The sequence below is a fragment of the Polaribacter sp. ALD11 genome, from assembly GCF_002831685.1.
Classification (GTDB): domain Bacteria; phylum Bacteroidota; class Bacteroidia; order Flavobacteriales; family Flavobacteriaceae; genus Polaribacter.
Genome location: NZ_CP025119.1, coordinates 1308355 through 1329517 on the forward strand (window position 1 = coordinate 1308355; position 21163 = coordinate 1329517).

Consider the following 21163-nt stretch of genomic DNA (forward strand, 5'->3'; position numbering starts at 1 on the left):
GTTACTTTTGAAAGTCAATCCTTAATTGGGTTGGCTTTTTTTTGTTGATAAGTCCGTGAAAAAATTAGCTATATTTTTTTGATGATTTACTACCTTTAACATCCCAAATTCATCACCAAAAAAAGCCCTTTTATGTACTTAATTTTTGATACAGAAACTACTGGTTTACCTAAAAGCTGGAATGCTCCTATTACTAATACAGACAATTGGCCAAGGTGTGTTCAGATTGCGTGGCAACTGCATGATGAGATGGGAAACGTGTTAGAACATAACGATTTTCTTATAAAACCAGAAGGTTATAATATTCCTTACGATGCAGAAAGAATTCACGGTATTTCTACTGAATTAGCAGAAGAACAAGGTATTTCTTTAGACGAATGTTTAACTTTATTTAATGAAGTATTAAGTAAAACGAAATTTATTGTTGGTCAGAATTTGAATTTCGACCTTAATATTATGGGATGTGAATTCCATAGATTAGGGGTAGAAAATAAAATGACTTCCCTTCCAATATTAGATACATGTACAGAAAAAACGGCATTCATGTGCCAGATTCCTGGAGGTCGTGGTGGAAAATTTAAACTACCAACTTTAACAGAATTACACAATCATTTATTTGGTGTTGGTTTTGGCGATGCCCACAATGCAACTGCAGATGTTGAGGCAACCACGCGTTGTTTTTTAGAGTTAATTCGTTTAAGAGAATTTACCAAAGAACAATTAGATGTAGCTGATGATTATTTTAAGAATTTCTCGGAAGCAAATCCGAAGCCAATTCAAGTAATTGGTTTAAAACACATCAACCTTAAAAAAGAAAGCGATCAAATTCGCCAACGATTAGATAAATTAAAAGATACTGCAGAGACCAAATCTACCTCAGATGGTTTAGCAGAGTTAGAAAACGTACAATTTTCACATTTACACAATCATACCCAGTACTCTGTTTTACAATCTACCATGCAACTTGGTACTATTGTAGCAGCAGCAGCTAAAGACAATATGCCTGCGGTTGCCATGACGGATACTGCAAATATGATGGGCTCTTTTCACTTTGTGAATGCTGTTTTAAATCATAATAAAACAGCAGCAACCCCAATGAAACCGATTATTGGTTGTGAGTTTAATATTTGTGAAGATCATAAAAACAAATCGCAAAAAGACAATGGATATCAGGTTGTTTTGTTGGCGAAAAATAAAAAAGGATATCACAATTTAGCAAAAATGTCTTCTGCTGCTTTTGTAGATGGTTTTTACTATGTTCCAAGAATTGATAGAGCACTCGTAGAAAAATACAAAGAAGATATTATTGTTTTAACGGGGAATTTGTATGGTGAAGTTCCTAGTAAAATTTTAAACCTCGGAGAAAAACAAGCAGAAGACGCTTTACTTTGGTGGAAAGAACAATTTAAAGACGATTTATATATTGAGTTGATGCGCCACAATCAACAAGATGAAAACATTGTGAATGAAACTTTACTGAAGTTTTCTAAAAAACACGATGTTAAAATTATTGCAACCAATAACACTTTTTACTTAGAGAAGAAAGATGCAAATGCACATGATATTTTATTGTGTGTAAAAGACGGCGAAAAGCAAGCGACTCCTATTGGTAAAGGACGTGGTTATAGATATGGTTTGCCAAATGACGAGTATTATTTCAAGTCTACAGACGAAATGAAAAAGTTATTTGCAGATTTACCAGAAGCAATTAGCAACATACAAGAAATTGTAGATAAAGTAGAGATATTCACCCTTGCAAGAGATGTTTTATTACCTGCTTTCGATATTCCAGATAAATTTAAAGATATTGCTGATGAAGCTGACAAAGGAAAACGTGGTGAAAATAACTTTCTAAGACACCTAACTTATGTTGGTGCAGAAAAGCGATATGGAGAAATAACAGATGCTATTAGAGAACGTTTAGATTTTGAATTGTCTGTTATTGAAAAAACAGGATATCCTGGTTATTTCTTAATTGTAGAAGATTTTATTAGAGAAGCAAGAAGAATGGATGTTGCTGTTGGACCTGGACGTGGTTCTGCCGCAGGTTCTGTTGTTGCATTTTGTTTATGGATAACCAATATAGATCCTATTAAATACGATTTACTTTTTGAGCGTTTCCTAAATCCAGAACGTGTTTCCATGCCCGATATCGATATCGATTTTGATGATGAGGGTCGAGGTAGAGTTATGGATTATGTAATTGATAAATACGGTGCAAACCAAGTTGCACAAATTATTACTTACGGTACCATGGCCGCAAAATCTTCTATTAGAGATACTGCCAGAGTTTTAGATTTACCGCTTTTTGAAGCAGATAGAATTGCTAAGTTAATACCAGGAATTAAACTGAAAAATATTTTTGGTAATGATGCAAAAAGTAAAGGCAAAGTTGATGGTTTACGTGCTGAAGAAAAGCAATTAGTAGAAGAACTAAGAAATATGTCTTTCGGAAATGACTTGGTTTCCGAAACCATAAACAAGGCTACCATTTTAGAAGGCTCTGTTAGAAACACGGGTATTCATGCCTGTGGTGTAATTATTACACCTGGAGATATTACCAATTATGTTCCTGTTGCTTTAGCTAAAGATTCCGACATGTATGTTACCCAATTTGATAACTCTGTCGTTGAAGACGCAGGTTTATTAAAGATGGATTTCTTGGGATTAAAAACGCTAACTCTAATTAAAGACACCATAAAAATTGTAAAAGCAAGACATGATATCACTTTAGACCCAGAAACCTTTCCTTTAGATGATGTAAAAACCTATGAATTATTTCAGAAAGGAGAAACTGTAGGTATTTTTCAATATGAATCTCCGGGAATGCAAAAACACATGCGCTCTTTAAAACCTACTGTTTTTGCTGATTTAATTGCCATGAATGCCCTGTACAGACCTGGACCAATGGAATACATTCCGTCTTTTATTAATAGAAAACACGGCACAGAAGATATTGAATATGATTTACCTGCCATGGAAGAATATTTGGCAGAGACCTACGGAATTACGGTTTACCAAGAGCAAGTAATGTTACTCTCACAAAAATTGGCAGATTTTACCAAAGGTGAAGCCGATGTTTTACGTAAAGCAATGGGTAAAAAACAAATTGCGGTATTAGATAAAATGAAACCAAAATTTGTAGAACAAGCTGCTGCAAAAGGGCATGATCCAGAAAAATTAGAGAAAATTTGGAAGGATTGGGAGGCTTTTGCGAGTTATGCCTTTAACAAATCTCACTCTACTTGTTATGCGTGGATTGCATATCAAACCGCTTATTTAAAAGCTCATTATCCTGCAGAGTATATGGCTTCTGTTCTTTCTAACAACATGAAAGACATAAAAGCTGTTTCCTTCTTTATGGAAGAGTGTAAACGAATGGAGTTACCCGTTTTTGGTCCTGATTTAAATGAATCTTTTTTAAAATTTTCTGTAAATAAAGAAGGTGCAGTTCGTTTTGGAATGGCAGCCGTAAAAGGTGTTGGTGCTGGAGCAGTTAGAGCAATCATTGAAGAAAGAGAAGAAAATGGAAACTATAATTCTATTTTTGATTTAGCAAAACGTGTAGATTTAAGATCTGCAAATAAAAAATCTTTTGATAGTTTAATAAAAGCAGGTGCTTTCGATTCTTTTGCAGATACGCATAGGGCACAATATTTTTCTACAGATGAAAAAGGTTTAACTTTTTTAGAACGTGCAATGAAATTCGGAAGTAAATTTCAAGAAAACGAAAATTCTGCACAAGTTTCTATGTTTGGTGAAGCTTCTACAGTTCAGTTTCCAGAACCAGATATTCCAGAATGTGAAACTTGGGGAACTATGGAGTTGTTACAACAAGAAAAGGAAGTCATCGGAATTTATATTTCTGCACATCCTTTAGATGATTTTAAGAATGAAATAAAATTTTGTAACGCTTCTTTAAAATATTTTAAAGCCGATTTAGCAAAATTTGTAAATATGAATTTAGCTTTTGCGGGTATTGTTACAGACGTGCAACACAGAGTTTCTAAAGCAGGAAAAGGTTGGGCAATGTTTACTGTTGAAGATTATGGAGATAGTAATGAATTTAGAATTTTTGGAGAAGATTACCTAAGAATGCAACATTTCTTGGTCCCCAATCAGTTTTTGTTTATACGTTCTACTGTACAACCTGGTTGGACCAATAAAGAAACAGGAGTTGCTGGTGAACCAAGATTAAAGTTTACAGAAATGAAATTATTACACGATATTATGGATGAGCTCTGTAAGAAAGTGACCATTCAACTTCCTTTAAATCAAATTAAGGAAGACACTATTTTAAATTTAGAATCCATATTAAAAAACACTCCTGGTAAGCAAGGTTTAAACTTTACTGTTTGGGATGAACAAGAAAAATTAGAAGTGAGTTTGCCTAGTAGAAATACAAAAATTCATATTACGAATGAGTTATTGGCCACTTTAGATAGTCAAGACATTGCTTATAAATTAAATTAAAATGAACTCTATAACCCTTGCAAGAGTTATTCATGTACTCGCAGTTGTTTTATGGATTGGAGGTGTAGCTATGGTTACAACTGTAATTATTCCTGCTGTAAAAAAGATGAAGTCTAAGAAAGATAAACTAACTACTTTTGAAAACATTGAAGGTAGATTTGCAGTACAAGCAAAAATTACGACTTTAATTACTGCTATTTCTGGGTTTTACATGATGTATGAACTAAATGCCTGGGAACGTTATTTAGATTATCGTTTCTGGTGGATTCATGCAATGACTATTGTTTGGATTATTTTTACGTTAGTTTTATATGTTTTAGAGCCTTTCGTTTTACACAAACTTTTCAAAAAATATGCAAATGAAAATCCAGAGAAAACCTTTAACATTCTTCACAAAGCTCATTGGATATTATTAATTATTAGTTTAATTACAATTTTAGGAGCAGTTGCAGGAAGTCACGGCTTATTTTTTATAACATAAACTTAAAATTTATTCTTAATTGTAGAATAAAACAAAATTAAGCTTTAAAAAAGAAAATATTTCTTACTTTTGTTTAATCTTTTAAAAAATACATGAAACAAAATAAAAATGGTGTTTGGGTAAGTTGGAATGAAAACCTTACATATAATTACAAATCACTTTACAAAATTACTACAGAAAAAGAATTACAAGAAGTTATAACTAATTCAGAAAAGGTTCGCTTTTTTGGAACAAAGCAATCCTCTGCAGATATAGCATCTGGAGTAGACACGCTAATTGACATTACTACATATAATAAAATTTTATCTTTTAATAACGTTGAACATACAGTAACCGTGCAATCTGGTGTAATCTTAGGTGATTTACTAGAAGCTGTAGAAGCTAAAGGTTGGTGCATTCCTTGTTTGCCAGACATTAACACCATTACTATTGGTGGTGCTCTAGCAACAGGAACGCATGGCACAAGTGGTAAGCTTCTTTGTGAATACATGACCAAATGTAGTATTGTACTTGCAGATGGTTCTATAAAAGTAATAACCGATAAAGACGAGTTAATAAGTGCTGTGAGAGTTTCTCTAGGTGCTTTAGGTGTATTTTCTGAAATCACTTTTAAATGTGAACCAATTTACACGTTACACATAAAAGAACGCCCTGAAAGTGATGATGTTTGGTTGCCTAAAATTGAAGAACGTTTAAAAAAACATGATTTTCTAAGAATCTTATGGCTTCCTCATACCGATAAAGGGTATGTAATTACTGGGGATAAAATTGATCCGAAAACAGAAATTACAGAAAATTTGGGGCCGAAGTATTTAAGACATAGAAGAACAGCTTCTAAAATTTTATATAAATACACACATATTTTTCCATGGATTACAGCAATTGCGAATAAACTTTTATATAGAGGTTTTTTCAGTTCTACAAAAGAACACAAAGGCTCTCTTTACCAAGCTACAGTTACTAAATCTAGGGGATCTACATTAGAATTAGCAGAATGGACGATTGGTTTAGATGTATTTCCTAAAGTTTTTGAAGAACTAAAAACTGAGATAAATAAATGGAGTAATAAATCGTTTATTCATATTCCTATGGATGTTCGCTTTGTATACAAAGACAAATCTTGGTTAAGTTATGCATATGGTAAAGATACCGTTACCATGGGATGTGTTTCTAGAAATGCTGCTACAGCAGACACCTATGAAGCTTTTAAAAGTATTGAGAAAATTTTCTTAAAATACGGAGGAAAACCTCACTGGGGGAAACGCTTTGCTGCCAAAGATGCTGAACTTACTAAAATCTACGATAAATGGGAAGATTTTAAACTTTTAAGAAAAGAATTAGACCCAACTAATAAATTTTTAAACCCGTATTTAACAGAGTTATTCAACGAAAAACAAACAACTAATGGTATTACCTAAAGGATTTTTATTTGATTTTGATGGCGTTGTTGTAGATAGTTTTGAAAGCCATTATTCGGCTTGGACTTCTGCTTTTAAAGAATTATTTAATAAAGACATTGCGCTATTTCCTAAATTTCATGCAGGAAAATCTCCTATGATTATTGCTGAATATTTTTGTAGTGTTATTAGTGAAGAAAAACGAACTGAAGAATTATTTTCTCTAAAGGATAAACATTTAGATATATACTTTACAATTCCTAAATTATTACCAGGAGTTAGGGAATTTACAACGCTTTTAACAAAAGAAAATATTCGGTACGGAATTGCAAGTAATGCAACTAAACAGTTTTTAAAAAATAGTGTTCATCACTTAAATTTAGATTTTACCACCGTTTTTGGAGTGCAAGATTACCTAAAACCAAAACCAGCACCAGAAGCATATATATTACTTGCAGAAACACTAGGTTTTGAAGAAAATGATTTTAAAGACATTTGGGTTTTTGAAGATAGCTTAACAGGTACAAAAGCAGCAAAATCTGCAGGAATGATTCCTATTGGAATTACAACACAATACTCTGAAGAAGAGCTAAAAGAAGCTGGAAGTATTTTAGTTTTCCCAACTTTGTTGGAAGCTTATCAATATTTAACTACTAAATAACTTTCAAAACTTAATGATATATTTTATAATTGCTAACGAAATTTAGCAATAAATTCACACAATTAATTATATTTCTATTTATTTTTACAAAAATAATTGTAACATAGTTATTCTTTTAAAATACTTCTTTAAACTATACTGCTTGATATTTACAACATTTCTAAACATTGCCATTTTTCAAGGAATAGTTTTAGGTATTATTATTTTAAAATCAATTTTATTTAAGAGCACTTCTAATAAATATTTAGCATACGCAATATTTACATTATCTCTTCTTTTGCTAAATTTTGTTTTTGCGATAACAAACATTTATAACACAATTCCTTTTCTTATTGTTATCGATAATATAGAATGGACTTTTGTTTTTCCTGTTTACTTTTTTTTATTTGTTATCAATCAAGTGCATCATCCTATAAGACAGTCAAAAAAGATTCGGTTACTATTTCTCCCTTTTCTTTTTTCTGTATTCATAAATGTTTTTAACGATTTGGATAAAGTTTTTGGTATTTATAAACTTCCAAATTCTATTAATAAAATATTAGAAGGTCTAATTTTTTCACAATACTATATATTTCCGATATTTATAATTGGAATTTTAAGTTATATATACCCTTTTATTAAGTTCTCTAATGATGCTCAAGAAAAAAAATGGATAACATATTTGTGGGCATCTATTTCTATTCTTTTACTCTCTTTTATTTTAACCATTTTTACAGGCTTAATATTTCAATACGACATTTCATATTTCATGAAATTCCTAGCTTTATTTGCAACTTTTATAATACACTGGACAAGTTATTTTGGTGTTTTTAAATATAAATTAGCAAAAGACAAAGAAGATATTAGAGCATTGTTAAGTAAACGAATGCAACCTCATCATAATGATATAAATATTAAACTTCAAAAAAAGACGTCTTTAGACAAAAATGAGTCTATGACAGAAGAAAACCCTTATTTTAAAAAACTTGAATCCCTTTGTCAGCAACAACATATTTATAGAGATAACACAATAAATAGAGAAAAAATTGCAGAAATGCTAGGTATAAGCGCAGGCTACGTGTCTCAATTAGTCAATACAATAACGGGGCAAAATTTTTCTAACTACATTAATTACTACCGTATAGAAGCTGTAAAAGGAATGATTTTTAGTTCTGAGTTTGAAAAATACAATCTTTTAACCATAGGATTAGAATCTGGTTTTACTTCTAAAACTACATTTTATAATGCTTTTAAAAAGGCAACGGGTATGACTCCAAATGAATATCGAAAAATTCATATAAAATAAGTACCATTTTCTCCATTTTTAAGGTTTTGAAACCTTCACCCCTTCTCCCCTCCTTAGTTTTGCTGTATTAATTAAATACTCATCACTAAGAAATATATGAAAAAAACTATCCTTTTACTGTTATTAAACAATATTATTTCATCATTTATAGAATATAATAAATGTTTAAAGCAACACCTATTAATAACTTATTACTAGGCGTCATAAATTATAAAGTTGCATAAAAACAACAAACATCAAAAAGGGTTCGACATTTTATTTCTGATGTAAATAAAATTCCTACAAAACAAACCTCAACTTTTCTAAAAATACAATTGCAAGAAATCTTCTCGCTTTTATAGCGAGAAGAAAACACCAATTTAATAAAATAACAAAAATGCATCAATTAATAAAAAAGATAAGATTACAGAATAGTTTTTCTGAAAAAATTTCAAAATTCATAAAAAAAATTATCGTTTTAAAAAGTAGGAGTTATGTGAGTAAATGGGTCTATATAATGTATACTCTTTTTATACTAACCCTATTAATAACTGTTAGTTTATTTGAAAAAGAAGATATTCATTTATCTTTAAATAAATATCATACTCCCTTCTTAGATTTCACCTTTAAATATATTACTTATTTAGGTGATGGGATTATGTTTGCTATTTTAATTATATATTTTTTCTTTATAAGCAAAAAAGAGTCTTTAAAATACGCTATTTCTGGTGTATTAACTTTAATAATAACTACAATAACAAAACGATTAATTTTTATAAAATCTGCAAGACCTGTTGAATATTTTGGTGAAGAAAATTTACATTTAATAAAAGGAGTTAAAATGGCACACTGGCACTCATTTCCTTCTGGACATGCTATAACTGTTTTTATTATAAGTGCACTATTAATTACCTCTATTAAAAATAAAAAACAACAAATATTTATCGTTTTTTGTGCTTTACTAGCTGGTTATTCTAGAGTATATTTATCTCAACATTTTTTAATAGATATTTTTGCTGGATCAATCATAGGAGTAGTTTTAGCTTTGTTAGTAAATCTAATTATGAATAAAATTAATAAAAAATAATTGGACATCTATTTTTATAAGTACAAAATAAAGGTTTCTACAATTGCTCTGTTAATAATTATAACCTCTACAATTTTAAGATTAATTGTAGCAGCAAGTGTAGAGTTTGGAAATGATGAAGTGTATTATTGGTTGTATGCATTGCACCCAGACCTCAGTCATTTTGATCATCCGTCAATGGTTGGTTTTTTTATTCAGTTTTTTACTTTTAATTTATATTTCGATTCTGAAATATGGATTCGATTAGCTGCTATTATTCCAGCAAGTTTTAACATGTTTCTTTTATATAAAATAGGTGTTTCATTAAAAGATGAATTAGCAGGGCTTATAAATATTTTATTGTACAATATTAGTATTTATGGTTTGGTAATATCGGGTACATTTATTTTACCAGATAGCCCATTATTAACTTTTTACCTATTGAGTTTTTTTTATTTTTTAAAAACGCTACCATTAAACCCTAAAGACTCAAATAAAAGTGAATTAGGTATTGCCTTTCTTTTTGCTGGTTTGGCGATATACTCAAAATACCAAGGGGTTTTTATAATATTAGGTGTTGGTTTGTATGTATTATTCTATAACAGAAGTTGGCTAAAAGAAAAGCTTTTATACCTTTTTTTACTAGTGCCTCTAATTCCCATTTTACTCATATTGTATTGGAATTATAGTAATGAATTTGTTAGCTTTTCTTTTCATAATAATAGAGTTTCATTATTAAGTTTTAGTTTTAATAAAACTTCTTTTGTAAGAGAAATTTTAGGACAAATAACATATAATAACCCATTAACTATTTTTTTAATAGTTGCAGTATTACATGCTTATTATAGAAATAAATGGAAAATAGAAAAAAAAGTTTTCCAATTGTTTGCTGTTTTTGTATTTCCTTTAATTTTTACAGTTATTTACTTATCTTTATTCAGAAACACACTACCTCATTGGTCTGGTATTTCTTACATAACATTACTCCCTTTATTAGGTTGGTATGTTGCTGACCAAAAAAAATACATCAAAACAATATCTTACACCTGTCTAGGTATATTTGCACTTCTGTTTTTTGCTAAGACAATTGTAAATAAAGGATGGCTATTGCCTGAAGACACAAACGAAAAACAAGCATTAGGAAGTAACGATTTTACCTTAGATATGTATGGATGGAAACAAGGAGGAAAAAAAGTAGCTTCTTTTTTTGAAAAAAATCCGTCATTAAAAGATATACCAATTGTATCTAATAAATGGTTTCCTGCAGCACATATAGATTATTATATAGCAAAACCAATGGGCAAAAAAGTCTATGCAATAGGTTCATTACAAGACATTCATAAATATTATTGGATCAATAAAAAACAAACACCACAAAGTTCTAAAGTACTCTATATTACTGACAGTAAAAACTTTAAAGACCCTAAAAAGGATGAACTAAAAAAATATATAAAACAAGATTTTTTAACAAAAATTCCAATTATAAGAGAAAAAAAAATAGTGAAATATATTTTTCTTTATTTATTATCTAATATTGATAATTCAAAAAAAAAAAACATAATTCCTTAATAAGCTGCTGTATTTTAGTTTAAATAAGATAAAAATGAGTACCAAATAGCCTGTTTGATAGTAAAACCATTTTAGAAGAAAAGAAACTTTAACGCACTACTTTTAACGATTAAGATTCATAAAATTCGATATAGAAGTGCTGAATACAGCCTAAATTGTAACCTCTCTAAAAAGCGTTTCTAAATTTTTGTTCTGTGCATTTAAGCTCAAAATTTTTAGACCATTTTCTTGAGCAAAATCAAAGACTATTGATCGCATATCTTCTTCACTTTTAAAAGTGATATACCAAGTAGTATCGTTATTATTTTTATAAGAAACTACGTTTGGTAATTTATTTATAAATTGCTCTTCAATCTTATAGTTGAAAGTTACTTCTATTACTTGTTGATTATTCTCTTTGAGTTCTCCTAATTTTTTATCTATTAGAATCTCCCCTTTTTTAATGATGATCACACGATCGCAAACGGCTTCTACTTCTTGCATAATATGCGTAGAAAAAAGCACCGTTTTGTCTTTACCTAATTCTTTTATTAATTCCCTAATCTCTACCAACTGATTAGGATCTAAACCTGTTGTGGGCTCATCTAAGATTAATACTTTTGGGTTGTGTAAAATAGCTGCAGCCAAACCAACTCTTTGTTGATATCCTTTAGAAAGCTGATTAATTTTCTTATGTGCTTCAGAAGTTAATCCTACTTTTTCTATACAAATTTCTATTTGGCTTTTATCAACCTTAAAAATAGATGCATGAAACTGCAAATATTCTCGTACATACATATCTGCATACAAAGGGTTGTGTTCTGGCAAATAGCCAATTACTTTTTGTGCTTGTAATGGGTTTTGTAACACATCTATCTCATCTACAAGAACTTCTCCATCAGTTGGTTTTATAAAACCTGTAAGAATTTTCATCATAGTCGATTTTCCTGCACCATTTGGACCTAAAAAACCAATAATTTGACCTTTATCCGCAGAAAAAGAAACCTGATGTAATGCTTTCTGACTGTTATAAGCCTTAGAAACGGATGTTACTTTTATAGACATAAACAAATGTAGTTTTAATACTATTTATAACGTAAATAAGTTCGTTTTAGTTTGTTGAATTAGAAATATTCAATCGAATTTTTCTAATAGTTTTCATTCTTAACCAAGCAATTTTATGACGTTTTTTATACAACCATAAAGTACCTAAATCTAATAAGAAATAGAACAGACTAATACCACTTGGTGGATTATGACTTGGTAAAAAATCAAAAACTCCCCAAGCTGTAGCTGGCCACTCCCAACATAAATAATTTGTACCAATAATTTCTAGATAGGCAACAGTAACATACATTGCTAGATAAAACAATCTTTCTCTTGGTTTTTTTCTCAATATTAAAAGTGTAGCAATTGTCATTACAAAACCAAAAACATCAAACTTAAAAATTAAAAAAACTGTTGCATAGATAAGTATAAAAATAGTAAGAATTTGCTCTAATTTAACTTTGTGTTTAATGATTGATGATGCTTTAGAGAAATACAAAACACCAACATACACTAAAGCATGACCTGGAGGTACGTAATGCGGTACATTCCCTAATCTATACGTGTACATTCCTAACACAATAGAAAAAAGATATTCGCCAACAATTGCTATAAGAACAGCATAAATCATTTGTTCTCTTACACGCTTATTAACTTGTGAAAAAGCAATAATAAAACCAATAGCCATACTAATATTAGCATATAATTGTGCATTTTCTGTAACTTCTACCATGTGAGAACTATCTAAAAATAGTCCAAAACCAATAAATAAGAAAAGGACTCCTAAACTTTTGGCTGTTGCGTAAAAAGGAGATTTAGATGCTAGTAAACTCATTTGGCTAAAATAAATAAAGTAAACAAAAAATGACTCAATTTCTTGAGTCATTTTTACTTAAAAATTCAATTTATATTATAATTGATACCTTACTCGAAGACTTACAAATCTTGGTAAAATAAAAGTTTCATTTATAGCGTATGAAATAGTACCATTGTTAACACTTGTTGTAGAACCAGTTCCTAAAAGATTACTTCCTACTATTTCGTATTCCCATTTTGCATCTTTATCTTTTCTATAAGCAATTGTTGTATCCCAAATCTTAAATGCATTTTGCTTGTTACCGTCTTGTCTTACTTCGTTATAAGAAAAGTCTGAACGAAGTGTTACAGCATTCCAAATATAAGCATCGAAACTAATTGATGGTTTATGTGTAACTCCTTTTACAATAGCTGCTCTTGCACTGTTGTCTTGATCTGAAAAACTTACAGCATACTTTAAAGTTACATTTGGTGCCTTTCTAAAATTAGTACCAACACTTGTATTGTAAGAATGGCTATTAATAATATTCGTATTTTCTTGTTCATTTACAAATTGATACGTTTTACTATAATTAAAGTTTGCCCCTAATGATGTTTTAATTTTATTAAAAGTTTTACCTACTCTACCAAATGCTGTAAAACTTTCATTGTCTAGTGGCGAATTTATAGCAGTACTACTAGAAACTACAGAACCTGGTTCAAAAATGGTATTTCTGTTTATTTGATCTATCGTTTTTCTATAATTTATTCTTGCAAAAACATTTGTATAATTAAACAAGTTGAAACTAGAATAATTTAAGTTCAAATTGTGTAAACTCGCATTTGTCAACTCCGCATTCCCAAAGAAAAAAGAATTATAACTATTGGCTACAATACCTCTTGCTAATTGATTTACATCTGTAAAATTAACCTCTTGTTTATATGAAAAACGCAAACTTTCGCTTCTTTTAAACTGAGCAATCATATTAAATTCTGGAAAAAATTTCTGAAACGTATCTTTTAATAATTCTGTTTGATATTGTGTGTTTTTTACCGAATACGAATGCACTGTAAAACCAGGCGTAAATGTAAAAATACCTGCTTTTAAACGGTATCTTAAACCCGCATAAATATCTGTAAAATTATATTCTGTATCGTTTGTTGTTCTTGGATTTGTGTTTCCTGGAATTGTAGGACTTGGATTAAAATTAGTTCCATTGTCTAAAATTTGAAAAAACTTAGAATCGAAGTTTTGTTTACTTAAGATGGTTCCTATCACTAAATTCAAATTACTTTTCGAATTTAAAACATTGTAGTAATCTAATTTTGCGTCTAATTGATTCGATTTTACTTTTCTATCTTGTTCTAAATTATAAAACAAATTACTTCTTTCTAAACCTAAACTTTCTGCTGCATCATCAAATCCATCATTATTTGCATCGTCATTATTATTAGGATTATTTTCTAAAGACGCTACATAAAAAGGATCTTCATCTTGTAGCTGATGTTTTACTTCTAAAGCAAAAATATTATTCTCATTTGCTGTATAGAAATAACTTAAATTCTGATTAATAGTGTAAGGAGTTGCTCTTTCAGTTTCTGAAATATCACTTAAAACTTGAGAATTTACAGCATCTGTTCTAAATTCATTTGAAAAACGACCAATAAAATCATAATCTAATTGATTATTGATGTCTTTTTTATAATTCGCACTAAACTTAAACAACCCTGTATTACTCGTTTGATCTGTTAAACTCTGTATAAAGTCATCTGGAGTTATAGGATCTACGTAATCTATACTATTATTGTTTTTCTGACCGTTACTATTACTAGAAAAAATAAGAAATCCGCTTAAATCTAATTTTTTATTTGGCGAGTAACTAAAGTTTAAAGCAGTTAGTTTTGTTTCAATTTTATTTGCATTTCTACTACTTGCAGACAAAAAACCAATACCTGCACTTGCCAAACTAATATTTGTTCCGTTAGAAGGACTTTGACTTCTAAAACCACCACTAAAGCCTCTAATGTCTCCTCTATCTAAGACAACTTCTCCCATATTATTTACATCTCCGATAACATTTAACGTGTATTTTGGTGAGTAATAAAATAATTTTGGTTGAAAAAGGTATAAATTTTCATCTGTAGAATTCCCCGCACCAGCAGTTACATCTCCAAACCAAAAGTTCTTTTTACCTTCTTTTAATTTGATATTGATAGCAACTCGATCTTGATTATCTTGCACTCCTTTTAACTGACTCACATCTCCAAAATTTCTTAAAACCTCAATTTTATCCACAGCATTCGAAGGAATATTTTTTAAGCCTAATTTGGTGTCTCCGTCGAAAAAATCCTTTCCATCAACCATTAACTTCTCGACTTTTTTTCCTTCAATTTCAATTTCTCCTGCATCATTTATTTCTACTCCTGGTAATTTTTTTAGAACGTCTTCTAATTTTCTTTCAGAACCATTTTTAAAAGAATCTGCATTGTAAACAATTGTATCTCCTTTTATAGTTACTGGCATTTTAGATACTATGGTTATTTCATCTAAAGAATTATCTACTTTTAAAATAACATCTTTAAAAAGGTTTTCAGTTTTTGTTTCCACCACAAAATCTGCAGCCTTAAAGCCGATGTAACTTATCTTAATATCGAACGTAGTATTTTTATCTAAATCTAGCTTGTATTTCCCTTTTGCATCTGTAAAACCATAAGAAGACATTTTCTTAGTAATTTTATTTATAGCTAAAACATTTGCCATTTCTAAAGGCTCGCCAATACTATCTTTTACAACACCTGTAAGTGTAATTTGAGCATGAGAAATGAATGAAACCATAAAAATGGTTAATAGTAATATTTTTTTCATCGTATCTTTTTTTGTTGAATCATTTTTTTGTACAATTAAGATCTACCTCTTCCTCCACCATTTCTACCTCTTCCTCTAAAATTTTCTCTCATTTCCTTCATCTTTTGGGTAATCGTTTTAGTATATTCTTCTCTTGTTATTTCTTTTCCTTTTGTTGGCATTTCAATTGCTTCTTTTTCACCAGGATTTAAAACAATTTCTGTGCATAAAATAGTAGTTCTACCTTCGTTAATTTCTAAAATTAAACCTGGCAAACCCCAGTATTCTCCAGGACCATTACTTACAGGTATTTGGGGTGTGTACCACGCCGTTATTACAATTTGTTTCGGTGCTTCATCAACTTTTTCATCCTTTTTCTTATCATCATCTTTTCCTCTTCTAAAGTTTGATAAATCTAAAGGGTTTACATCTTTAGTAAGTGTTGCTTTGTAACAAACATATTCTCCAATTTTCTTTGTCTCACTTCCTAGCTCCCATTCTGGTCTTTCCATTACATCAGAAATTAAAAAATTTTTACCAAAAAATTCTGTAGATTCTAAAGCTATTAAATCTTTGGTGTTTTTATATTTAGTTCCACCACCAGATAAACCTCCAAATCTAAAACCACCACCGGCACCTGGTGCTTCTAATTTTGCATCTTCTTTGTAGATAGAAGACGTTTTATCGAAAGTTAGAATAAATGTTTTTTCTAACATAGATTTCATTCTTTCTGTAATTTGTTTTTTTCTAGCCTCAGACATTTGTCCGTTTCTAGAAAAATTATCTAGATCTATGGTAGATTTAGACATGTAAGTAGCCTTTCCTTGAAAGTCTTTTTGAGCAAAAGTTGATACGGTTATCAATGCTAGAAATAATGTAAATAATGGTTTCATAAGTTTTTTTTATCTAATTTTTATTCAAGAATAACGTTAAGCACTATTTCTTAGACTTATAGAAAACTAAAAAGTTTAATTACTAATTAAAAAAAAATCCTTTATCCCCCAATATTAATTTCGATCGTGCTACCATTACTACTTCCTCTTTTAGAACTAAACCGTTCCATCATTTCTTTAGATTTTTCTGATTGAATTTCATCAAACTTTTTTTGACTTACTTTACAACAATCCGATTACCGAAGCTTTAAAGAGAAGTTCTTTCGGAATTTTCTTGTCGTTATTATTGTCTTTAGGGGTAATTTCTAGTTTGTTTTATCTGTTAAAAATTATCAATAAACAAAAAGAATTAGCAACTATAAAAAACGATTTAATTAGTAACATAACACACGAGTTTAAAATTCCAATTGCAACCATTTCTACCGCAATTGAAGCTATTGAAAGTTTTAATGTTTTAGACGATAAAGAAAAACAAAGAAATACCTTTCGATGTCTTCGGTTCAATTGAAGAAATTACATCAAATGGTAGAGAAATTACTAGAAACTGCCACTTTAGATAGTGAACAATTAATCTTAAAAAAAGAAACCATTAATATTATTGAAACTATTAAAAAATTAGTGGCTAAACATCAGTTTTTACATTCAGAAAAACAAATTAAGTTTTCTTATAACCTACAACCTATTTACTTACAGGTAGATCTTTTTCATTTTGAAAATGCCATTTCTAATTTAATTGACAATGCTGTAAAATATGGTGGAAAAAACATAAAAATTAATATAAATTCAATTTTAAATACCACCCAAATCTCTGTTGCAGATGATGGTTTCGGAATTGATAAAAATCAGCAAGAAAAAATATTTGATAAGTTTTATAGAGTTCCTAAAGGAAATACGCATAACGTAAAAGGCTTTGGAATTGGTTTGTATTACAGTAAAAAAATCATAGAAAAACACGATGGAACTTTAACTTTATCATCAACAAAAAATAGTACTATTTTTAAAATAATCTTGCCTAATGAATAATATAAAAGTGCTTTTAGCTGAAGATGAAGCAAGTTTAGGAATGATTGTAAAAGAAAGTTTAGAAACAAGAGGATTCACCGTTTTTCATGCAGAAAATGGTGAAGAAGCTTTAGATATTTATAAAAATGAGCATCCAGATATTTTAGTTTTAGATATAATGATGCCAATAAAAGATGGTTTTACATTAGCAAAAGAAATAAGGTTAGAGAACAAAGCAATTCCTATCATTTTTCTAACAGCAAAATCTCAAACGAATGATGTTTTAGATGGTTTTAAAAAATGGTGGAAACGATTATTTAAAAAAGCCTTTTTCTATGGAAGAGTTAATTGTTAGAATAACAATCTTTATTAAATAGAGTTGGAGTAAAAACAGATACACAAAACATTAAAATAGGAGAATATTTTTTCAATCTAACCAAACAAACACTTACTTTTTCTACCCAAGAGCAAAGACTTACACATAGAGAAGCACAATTATTATTTTATCTTCACAAAAAAAGGAATCAGGTTTTAGACAGAACATTTATTTTAAATAAACTTTGGGGAAGTGATGATTTTTTTAACGCAAGAAGTATGGATGTTTTTATATCTAAACTAAGAAAGAAGTTAAACAAAGATGAAAATATTCAGATTTTAAACGTGCGAGGTTTTGGTTATAAATTGATTTGTTAATTACTTTTCAAATTATAAATTTTGTGTACCTTTATGCACCCTTTTAACCTTATACTTTATAAATATGCACGTTGCAATTGCAGGAAACATTGGCGCTGGTAAAACCACGCTAACCAAACTTTTAGCGAAACATTACAAATGGGAACCTCACTATGAATCTGTAGATGAGAATCCGTATTTAGATGATTTCTACACAGAAATGGAACGTTGGTCTTTTAATTTACAAGTATATTTTTTAAATAGCCGCTTCAGACAAATTTTAGAGTTAAGAGAAACGGGCAAAAACATTATCCAAGATAGAACCATTTATGAAGATGCACATATTTTTGCACCTAATTTACATGCAATGGGTTTAATGACAAATAGAGACTATAGCAATTATTCTTCTTTATTTGAACTGATGGAAAATTTAGTAAAACCGCCAGATTTATTAATTTATCTACGTGCAGATATTTCTACCTTAGTAGGACAAATTCACAAACGTGGTAGAGAATATGAAAATTCCATTTCTATAGATTATTTAAGCAGATTAAATGAACGTTACGAAGCCTTTATTTCTACTTACACAAAAGGTAAAATATTAATAATTGATGTTGATAATTTAGATTTTGTAGACAACCAAGAAGATTTAGGATATATTATAGATCGAATAGATGCTCAAATAAACGGTTTGTTTTAAACAAAATAAGAATCGAATACTATTTTAAATCCGCTCAATTGAGCGGATTTATTGCTTCTAAAATAAATTTAGAGCTTATTCCTAAAAGGCTTTTCTACTAAATTAATTCGGTAGTAAATCGCAATACCAAAAACTAGTATCGTGGCTTGTTTCTTCTTTTTTAGGTTGATGACAATTGTCATCTTCATTGTCATGCAATGTATAGGATCGCATTACTTTTTCACCTATAGAGAAATGAACAGGCTCTTTAAAAATAGGTCCATCATAAACAAATGTATGAAACTCGCCATTTTCTCCACAAACATCAACATTTTCTGGCAAATCTTTTATAAATTGTTCATTTATAATTCTACCAACAAATTCTTCTCCTAACAACTTCGCGTTTACACAAACAGTAATTGCTTTAAAACCTAAATCTAAAAATTCTTGTAATACTTCTTTGGTGTCTTTTTTCCAAAGCGGATACACTCCAGTAATACCAACTTCATTTAATTTTGAATCTCTATATTTCCTTAAATCTTCTAGAAAAATATCACCAAAAATAGTATGTGTGTATTTTTCTTCAACTAAAGAATCCATAGCGTCTTTCATAATTTCAGAATACAAATCCATGGTAACATCTGCAGGAAATTCTATGGTTTTTAAATTGATTCCTATCGATTTGGCTTGCTCGGTTAACAATTCATTTCTAAGACCATGCATAGAAACTCTATCAAAATCTTTATTTACCGTAGTCACTAATAAATCTAAATTATAATCTGACTTTTGTAGCACTTTATAAAGAGCTAATGCAGAATCCTTCCCTGAACTCCAGTTAAAATATGTTTTTTTCATAGTAATCGTTTACATAAAAAAAATCCTACAAAAAGTAGGATTTTTTTATTTATTTTCTTTTTTGATGTAAAGAAACTGGCTTTTCAACTTTGGTTACTGGGGTTCCGTATAAATCGTAATCTCCAGCTTCATGAATTTTAATATCTATAAACTCACCAATTTTAATATAATGTTCTTTAGCATCTACAATTACATCATTATCTACATCTGGCGAATCAGATTCTGTTCTTCCGTAGAAAAACTCTCCATCTTTTCTATCGAACAAACATCTAAATGTTTTTCCTATTTTTTCTTGATTCAATTCCCACGAAATTTGAGATTGAATTTCCATAATTTCATTTACTCTTTGAAACTTTACTTCTGCAGGCACATCATCTTCTAAAACATACGCACCAGTATTTTCTTCGTGAGAATATTCAAAAGCTCCCATACGTTCAAAACGCATTTCTTCTATCCAATCTTTTAATTCTTGAAACATTTCTTCTGTTTCTCCTGGATACCCAACAATTAATGTAGTTCTAATTGCCATTTTTGGCACAGTTTCTCTAAATTTATGAATTAATGCAGTTGTTTTTTCATGCGTTGTACCACGTTTCATAGACTTTAACAACTCTGTATTAATGTGCTGTAAAGGGATATCTAAATAATTACACACTTTAGGCTCTCTCTTCATTACATCTAAAACATCCATAGGAAAACCTGTAGGAAAAGCATAATGCATTCTAATCCATTCAATTCCGTTTACTTTAGCCAACGCTTCTAACAAATCGGCTAATGCCCTTTTTTTATAAATATCTAAACCGTAATATGTTAAATCTTGTGCAATTAACATTACTTCTTTAATTCCTTTTTCTGCTAATTTTGTTGCTTCTGTAACAATATCTTCAATAGGTGTAGAAACGTGTTTTCCTCTCATTAAAGGAATTGCACAAAATGAACATGGTCTATCACAACCTTCTGCAATCTTTAAATATGCATAATGTTTTGGTGTTGTTGTTAAACGCTCACCAATTAATTCGTGCTTATAATCTGCTTCTAAAACCTTTAATAAATTAGGTAAATCGTGCGTACCAAAATATTGATCTACATTCGGAATTTCTGCTTCTAAATCTGGTTTATAACGTTCACTTAAACAACCAGAAACAAAAACTTTATCAATTTCTCCTGCTTCCTTTCTTTTGGCGTAATGTAAAATAGTATCAATAGACTCCTCTTTTGCCTTACCAATAAAACCACAAGTATTTATTACAACAATATTTCCATCATCTTCTGGATCTTCATGAACAACATCTTTTCCATTAGCTTTCAATTGTCCCATTAATACTTCAGAATCGTAAATATTCTTAGAACAACCTAAAGTAACAACGTTAATCTTATTTTTTTTGATGGTTTTTGTACGCATATTTGTAGCTTTTTACTAATAGCATTAAGCTTTTAGTAGTATATTTTTATAAAATTTTGTTTCAATCTTCACAAAAATTAAAA

The 21163-nt window shown here is 29.7% G+C and carries 15 protein-coding genes and 1 pseudogene; 10 read left to right on the top strand and 6 right to left on the bottom strand.

Annotated features, from left to right (window positions below; translation table 11 throughout):
* The first annotated feature begins 132 nt into the window (after nt 1–132).
* From dnaE to CW731_RS05910, 7 genes are all read left to right on the top strand, one after another.
* On the top strand, nt 133–4473 hold the full coding sequence (gene dnaE, locus CW731_RS05880; protein ID WP_100945845.1) for a DNA polymerase III subunit alpha: 4341 nt from the start codon (nt 133–135) through the stop codon (nt 4471–4473).
* A 1-nt stretch (nt 4474) separates the two neighbouring features.
* A complete protein-coding gene (locus CW731_RS05885) occupies nt 4475–4954 on the top strand; it encodes a hypothetical protein (protein ID WP_100945846.1) in 480 nt (159 codons plus the stop codon).
* A 92-nt stretch (nt 4955–5046) separates the two neighbouring features.
* On the top strand, nt 5047–6372 hold the full coding sequence (locus tag CW731_RS05890) for a D-arabinono-1,4-lactone oxidase (RefSeq protein WP_100945847.1): 1326 nt from the start codon (nt 5047–5049) through the stop codon (nt 6370–6372).
* Nucleotides 6359–7012 carry an HAD family phosphatase gene (locus tag CW731_RS05895; RefSeq protein ID WP_100945848.1) on the top strand — a complete coding sequence of 218 codons (654 nt, stop codon included), beginning with the start codon at nt 6359–6361 and terminating at the stop codon, nt 7010–7012. Before CW731_RS05890 ends, CW731_RS05895 begins: the two co-directional genes overlap by 14 nt.
* Nucleotides 7013–7154: 142 nt before the next feature.
* Nucleotides 7155–8297, top strand: coding sequence for a helix-turn-helix domain-containing protein (locus CW731_RS05900; protein ID WP_100945849.1), 1143 nt, complete (start codon nt 7155–7157; stop codon nt 8295–8297).
* 376 nt (nt 8298–8673) lie between these two features.
* Entirely contained in the window at nt 8674–9363 is a 690-nt protein-coding gene (locus tag CW731_RS05905; protein WP_100945850.1) for a phosphatase PAP2 family protein, read from the top strand.
* Complete coding sequence (locus tag CW731_RS05910; RefSeq protein ID WP_100945851.1) at nt 9364–10911, top strand: glycosyltransferase family 39 protein; 1548 nt, start codon at nt 9364–9366, stop codon at nt 10909–10911.
* A gap of 150 nt (nt 10912–11061) precedes the next feature.
* Here the strand turns inward: CW731_RS05910 and gldA are convergent, their stop codons facing one another.
* The 4 genes from gldA to CW731_RS05930 all read right to left on the bottom strand — a co-directional run bounded on the left by gldA (nt 11062) and on the right by CW731_RS05930 (nt 16470).
* Nucleotides 11062–11955, bottom strand: coding sequence for a gliding motility-associated ABC transporter ATP-binding subunit GldA (gldA, locus tag CW731_RS05915; RefSeq protein ID WP_100945852.1), 894 nt, complete (start codon nt 11953–11955; stop codon nt 11062–11064).
* 46 nt (nt 11956–12001) lie between these two features.
* The gene (locus tag CW731_RS05920) at nt 12002–12772 is read right to left on the bottom strand and encodes a hypothetical protein (RefSeq protein ID WP_100945853.1); all 771 of its coding nucleotides are present in this window, start codon (nt 12770–12772) and stop codon (nt 12002–12004) included.
* Nucleotides 12773–12847: 75 nt separating this feature from the next.
* Nucleotides 12848–15598 (bottom strand): carboxypeptidase-like regulatory domain-containing protein, encoded by a 2751-nt coding sequence (locus CW731_RS05925; protein ID WP_100945854.1) that lies wholly within the window; start codon nt 15596–15598, stop codon nt 12848–12850.
* A 35-nt stretch (nt 15599–15633) separates the two neighbouring features.
* Nucleotides 15634–16470, bottom strand: coding sequence for a GLPGLI family protein (locus CW731_RS05930; RefSeq protein WP_100945855.1), 837 nt, complete (start codon nt 16468–16470; stop codon nt 15634–15636).
* A gap of 489 nt (nt 16471–16959) precedes the next feature.
* On the opposite strand from CW731_RS05930, the gene CW731_RS15780 reads away from it, so the two are divergent.
* From CW731_RS15780 to CW731_RS05945, 3 genes and pseudogenes are all read left to right on the top strand, one after another.
* Entirely contained in the window at nt 16960–17493 is a 534-nt protein-coding gene (locus CW731_RS15780; protein WP_232734735.1) for a sensor histidine kinase KdpD, read from the top strand.
* Nucleotides 17486–18165 (top strand): annotated as a pseudogene (locus CW731_RS05940) (response regulator transcription factor). The gene CW731_RS15780 and the pseudogene CW731_RS05940 overlap by 8 nt, the downstream one beginning before the upstream one ends.
* A gap of 64 nt (nt 18166–18229) precedes the next feature.
* Nucleotides 18230–18844: a deoxynucleoside kinase gene (locus tag CW731_RS05945; RefSeq protein WP_100945856.1), complete on the top strand. Its 615-nt coding sequence runs from the start codon at nt 18230–18232 to the stop codon at nt 18842–18844.
* A 102-nt stretch (nt 18845–18946) separates the two neighbouring features.
* On the opposite strand, the gene CW731_RS05950 is transcribed toward CW731_RS05945, so the two are convergent.
* Both CW731_RS05950 and rimO read right to left on the bottom strand, forming a co-directional pair.
* A complete protein-coding gene (locus CW731_RS05950) occupies nt 18947–19678 on the bottom strand; it encodes a diphthine--ammonia ligase (protein WP_100945857.1) in 732 nt (243 codons plus the stop codon).
* A gap of 49 nt (nt 19679–19727) precedes the next feature.
* Complete coding sequence (rimO, locus tag CW731_RS05955) at nt 19728–21080, bottom strand: 30S ribosomal protein S12 methylthiotransferase RimO (protein WP_100945858.1); 1353 nt, start codon at nt 21078–21080, stop codon at nt 19728–19730.
* Between the last annotated feature and the right edge of the window lie 83 nt (nt 21081–21163).

Coding starts and splice junctions, on each gene's coding strand:
- dnaE (WP_100945845.1), top strand. CDS start 133: ATGTACTTAATTTTTGATACAGAAACTACTGGTTTACCTAAAAGCTGG.
- CW731_RS05885 (WP_100945846.1), top strand. CDS start 4,475: ATGAACTCTATAACCCTTGCAAGAGTTATTCATGTACTCGCAGTTGTT.
- CW731_RS05890 (WP_100945847.1), top strand. CDS start 5,047: ATGAAACAAAATAAAAATGGTGTTTGGGTAAGTTGGAATGAAAACCTT.
- CW731_RS05895 (WP_100945848.1), top strand. CDS start 6,359: ATGGTATTACCTAAAGGATTTTTATTTGATTTTGATGGCGTTGTTGTA.
- CW731_RS05905 (WP_100945850.1), top strand. CDS start 8,674: ATGCATCAATTAATAAAAAAGATAAGATTACAGAATAGTTTTTCTGAA.
- gldA (WP_100945852.1), bottom strand. CDS start 11,955: ATGTCTATAAAAGTAACATCCGTTTCTAAGGCTTATAACAGTCAGAAA.
- CW731_RS05920 (WP_100945853.1), bottom strand. CDS start 12,772: ATGAGTTTACTAGCATCTAAATCTCCTTTTTACGCAACAGCCAAAAGT.
- CW731_RS05925 (WP_100945854.1), bottom strand. CDS start 15,598: ATGAAAAAAATATTACTATTAACCATTTTTATGGTTTCATTCATTTCT.
- CW731_RS05930 (WP_100945855.1), bottom strand. CDS start 16,470: ATGAAACCATTATTTACATTATTTCTAGCATTGATAACCGTATCAACT.
- CW731_RS15780 (WP_232734735.1), top strand. CDS start 16,960: ATGTCTTCGGTTCAATTGAAGAAATTACATCAAATGGTAGAGAAATTA.
- CW731_RS05945 (WP_100945856.1), top strand. CDS start 18,230: ATGCACGTTGCAATTGCAGGAAACATTGGCGCTGGTAAAACCACGCTA.
- CW731_RS05950 (WP_100945857.1), bottom strand. CDS start 19,678: ATGAAAAAAACATATTTTAACTGGAGTTCAGGGAAGGATTCTGCATTA.
- rimO (WP_100945858.1), bottom strand. CDS start 21,080: ATGCGTACAAAAACCATCAAAAAAAATAAGATTAACGTTGTTACTTTA.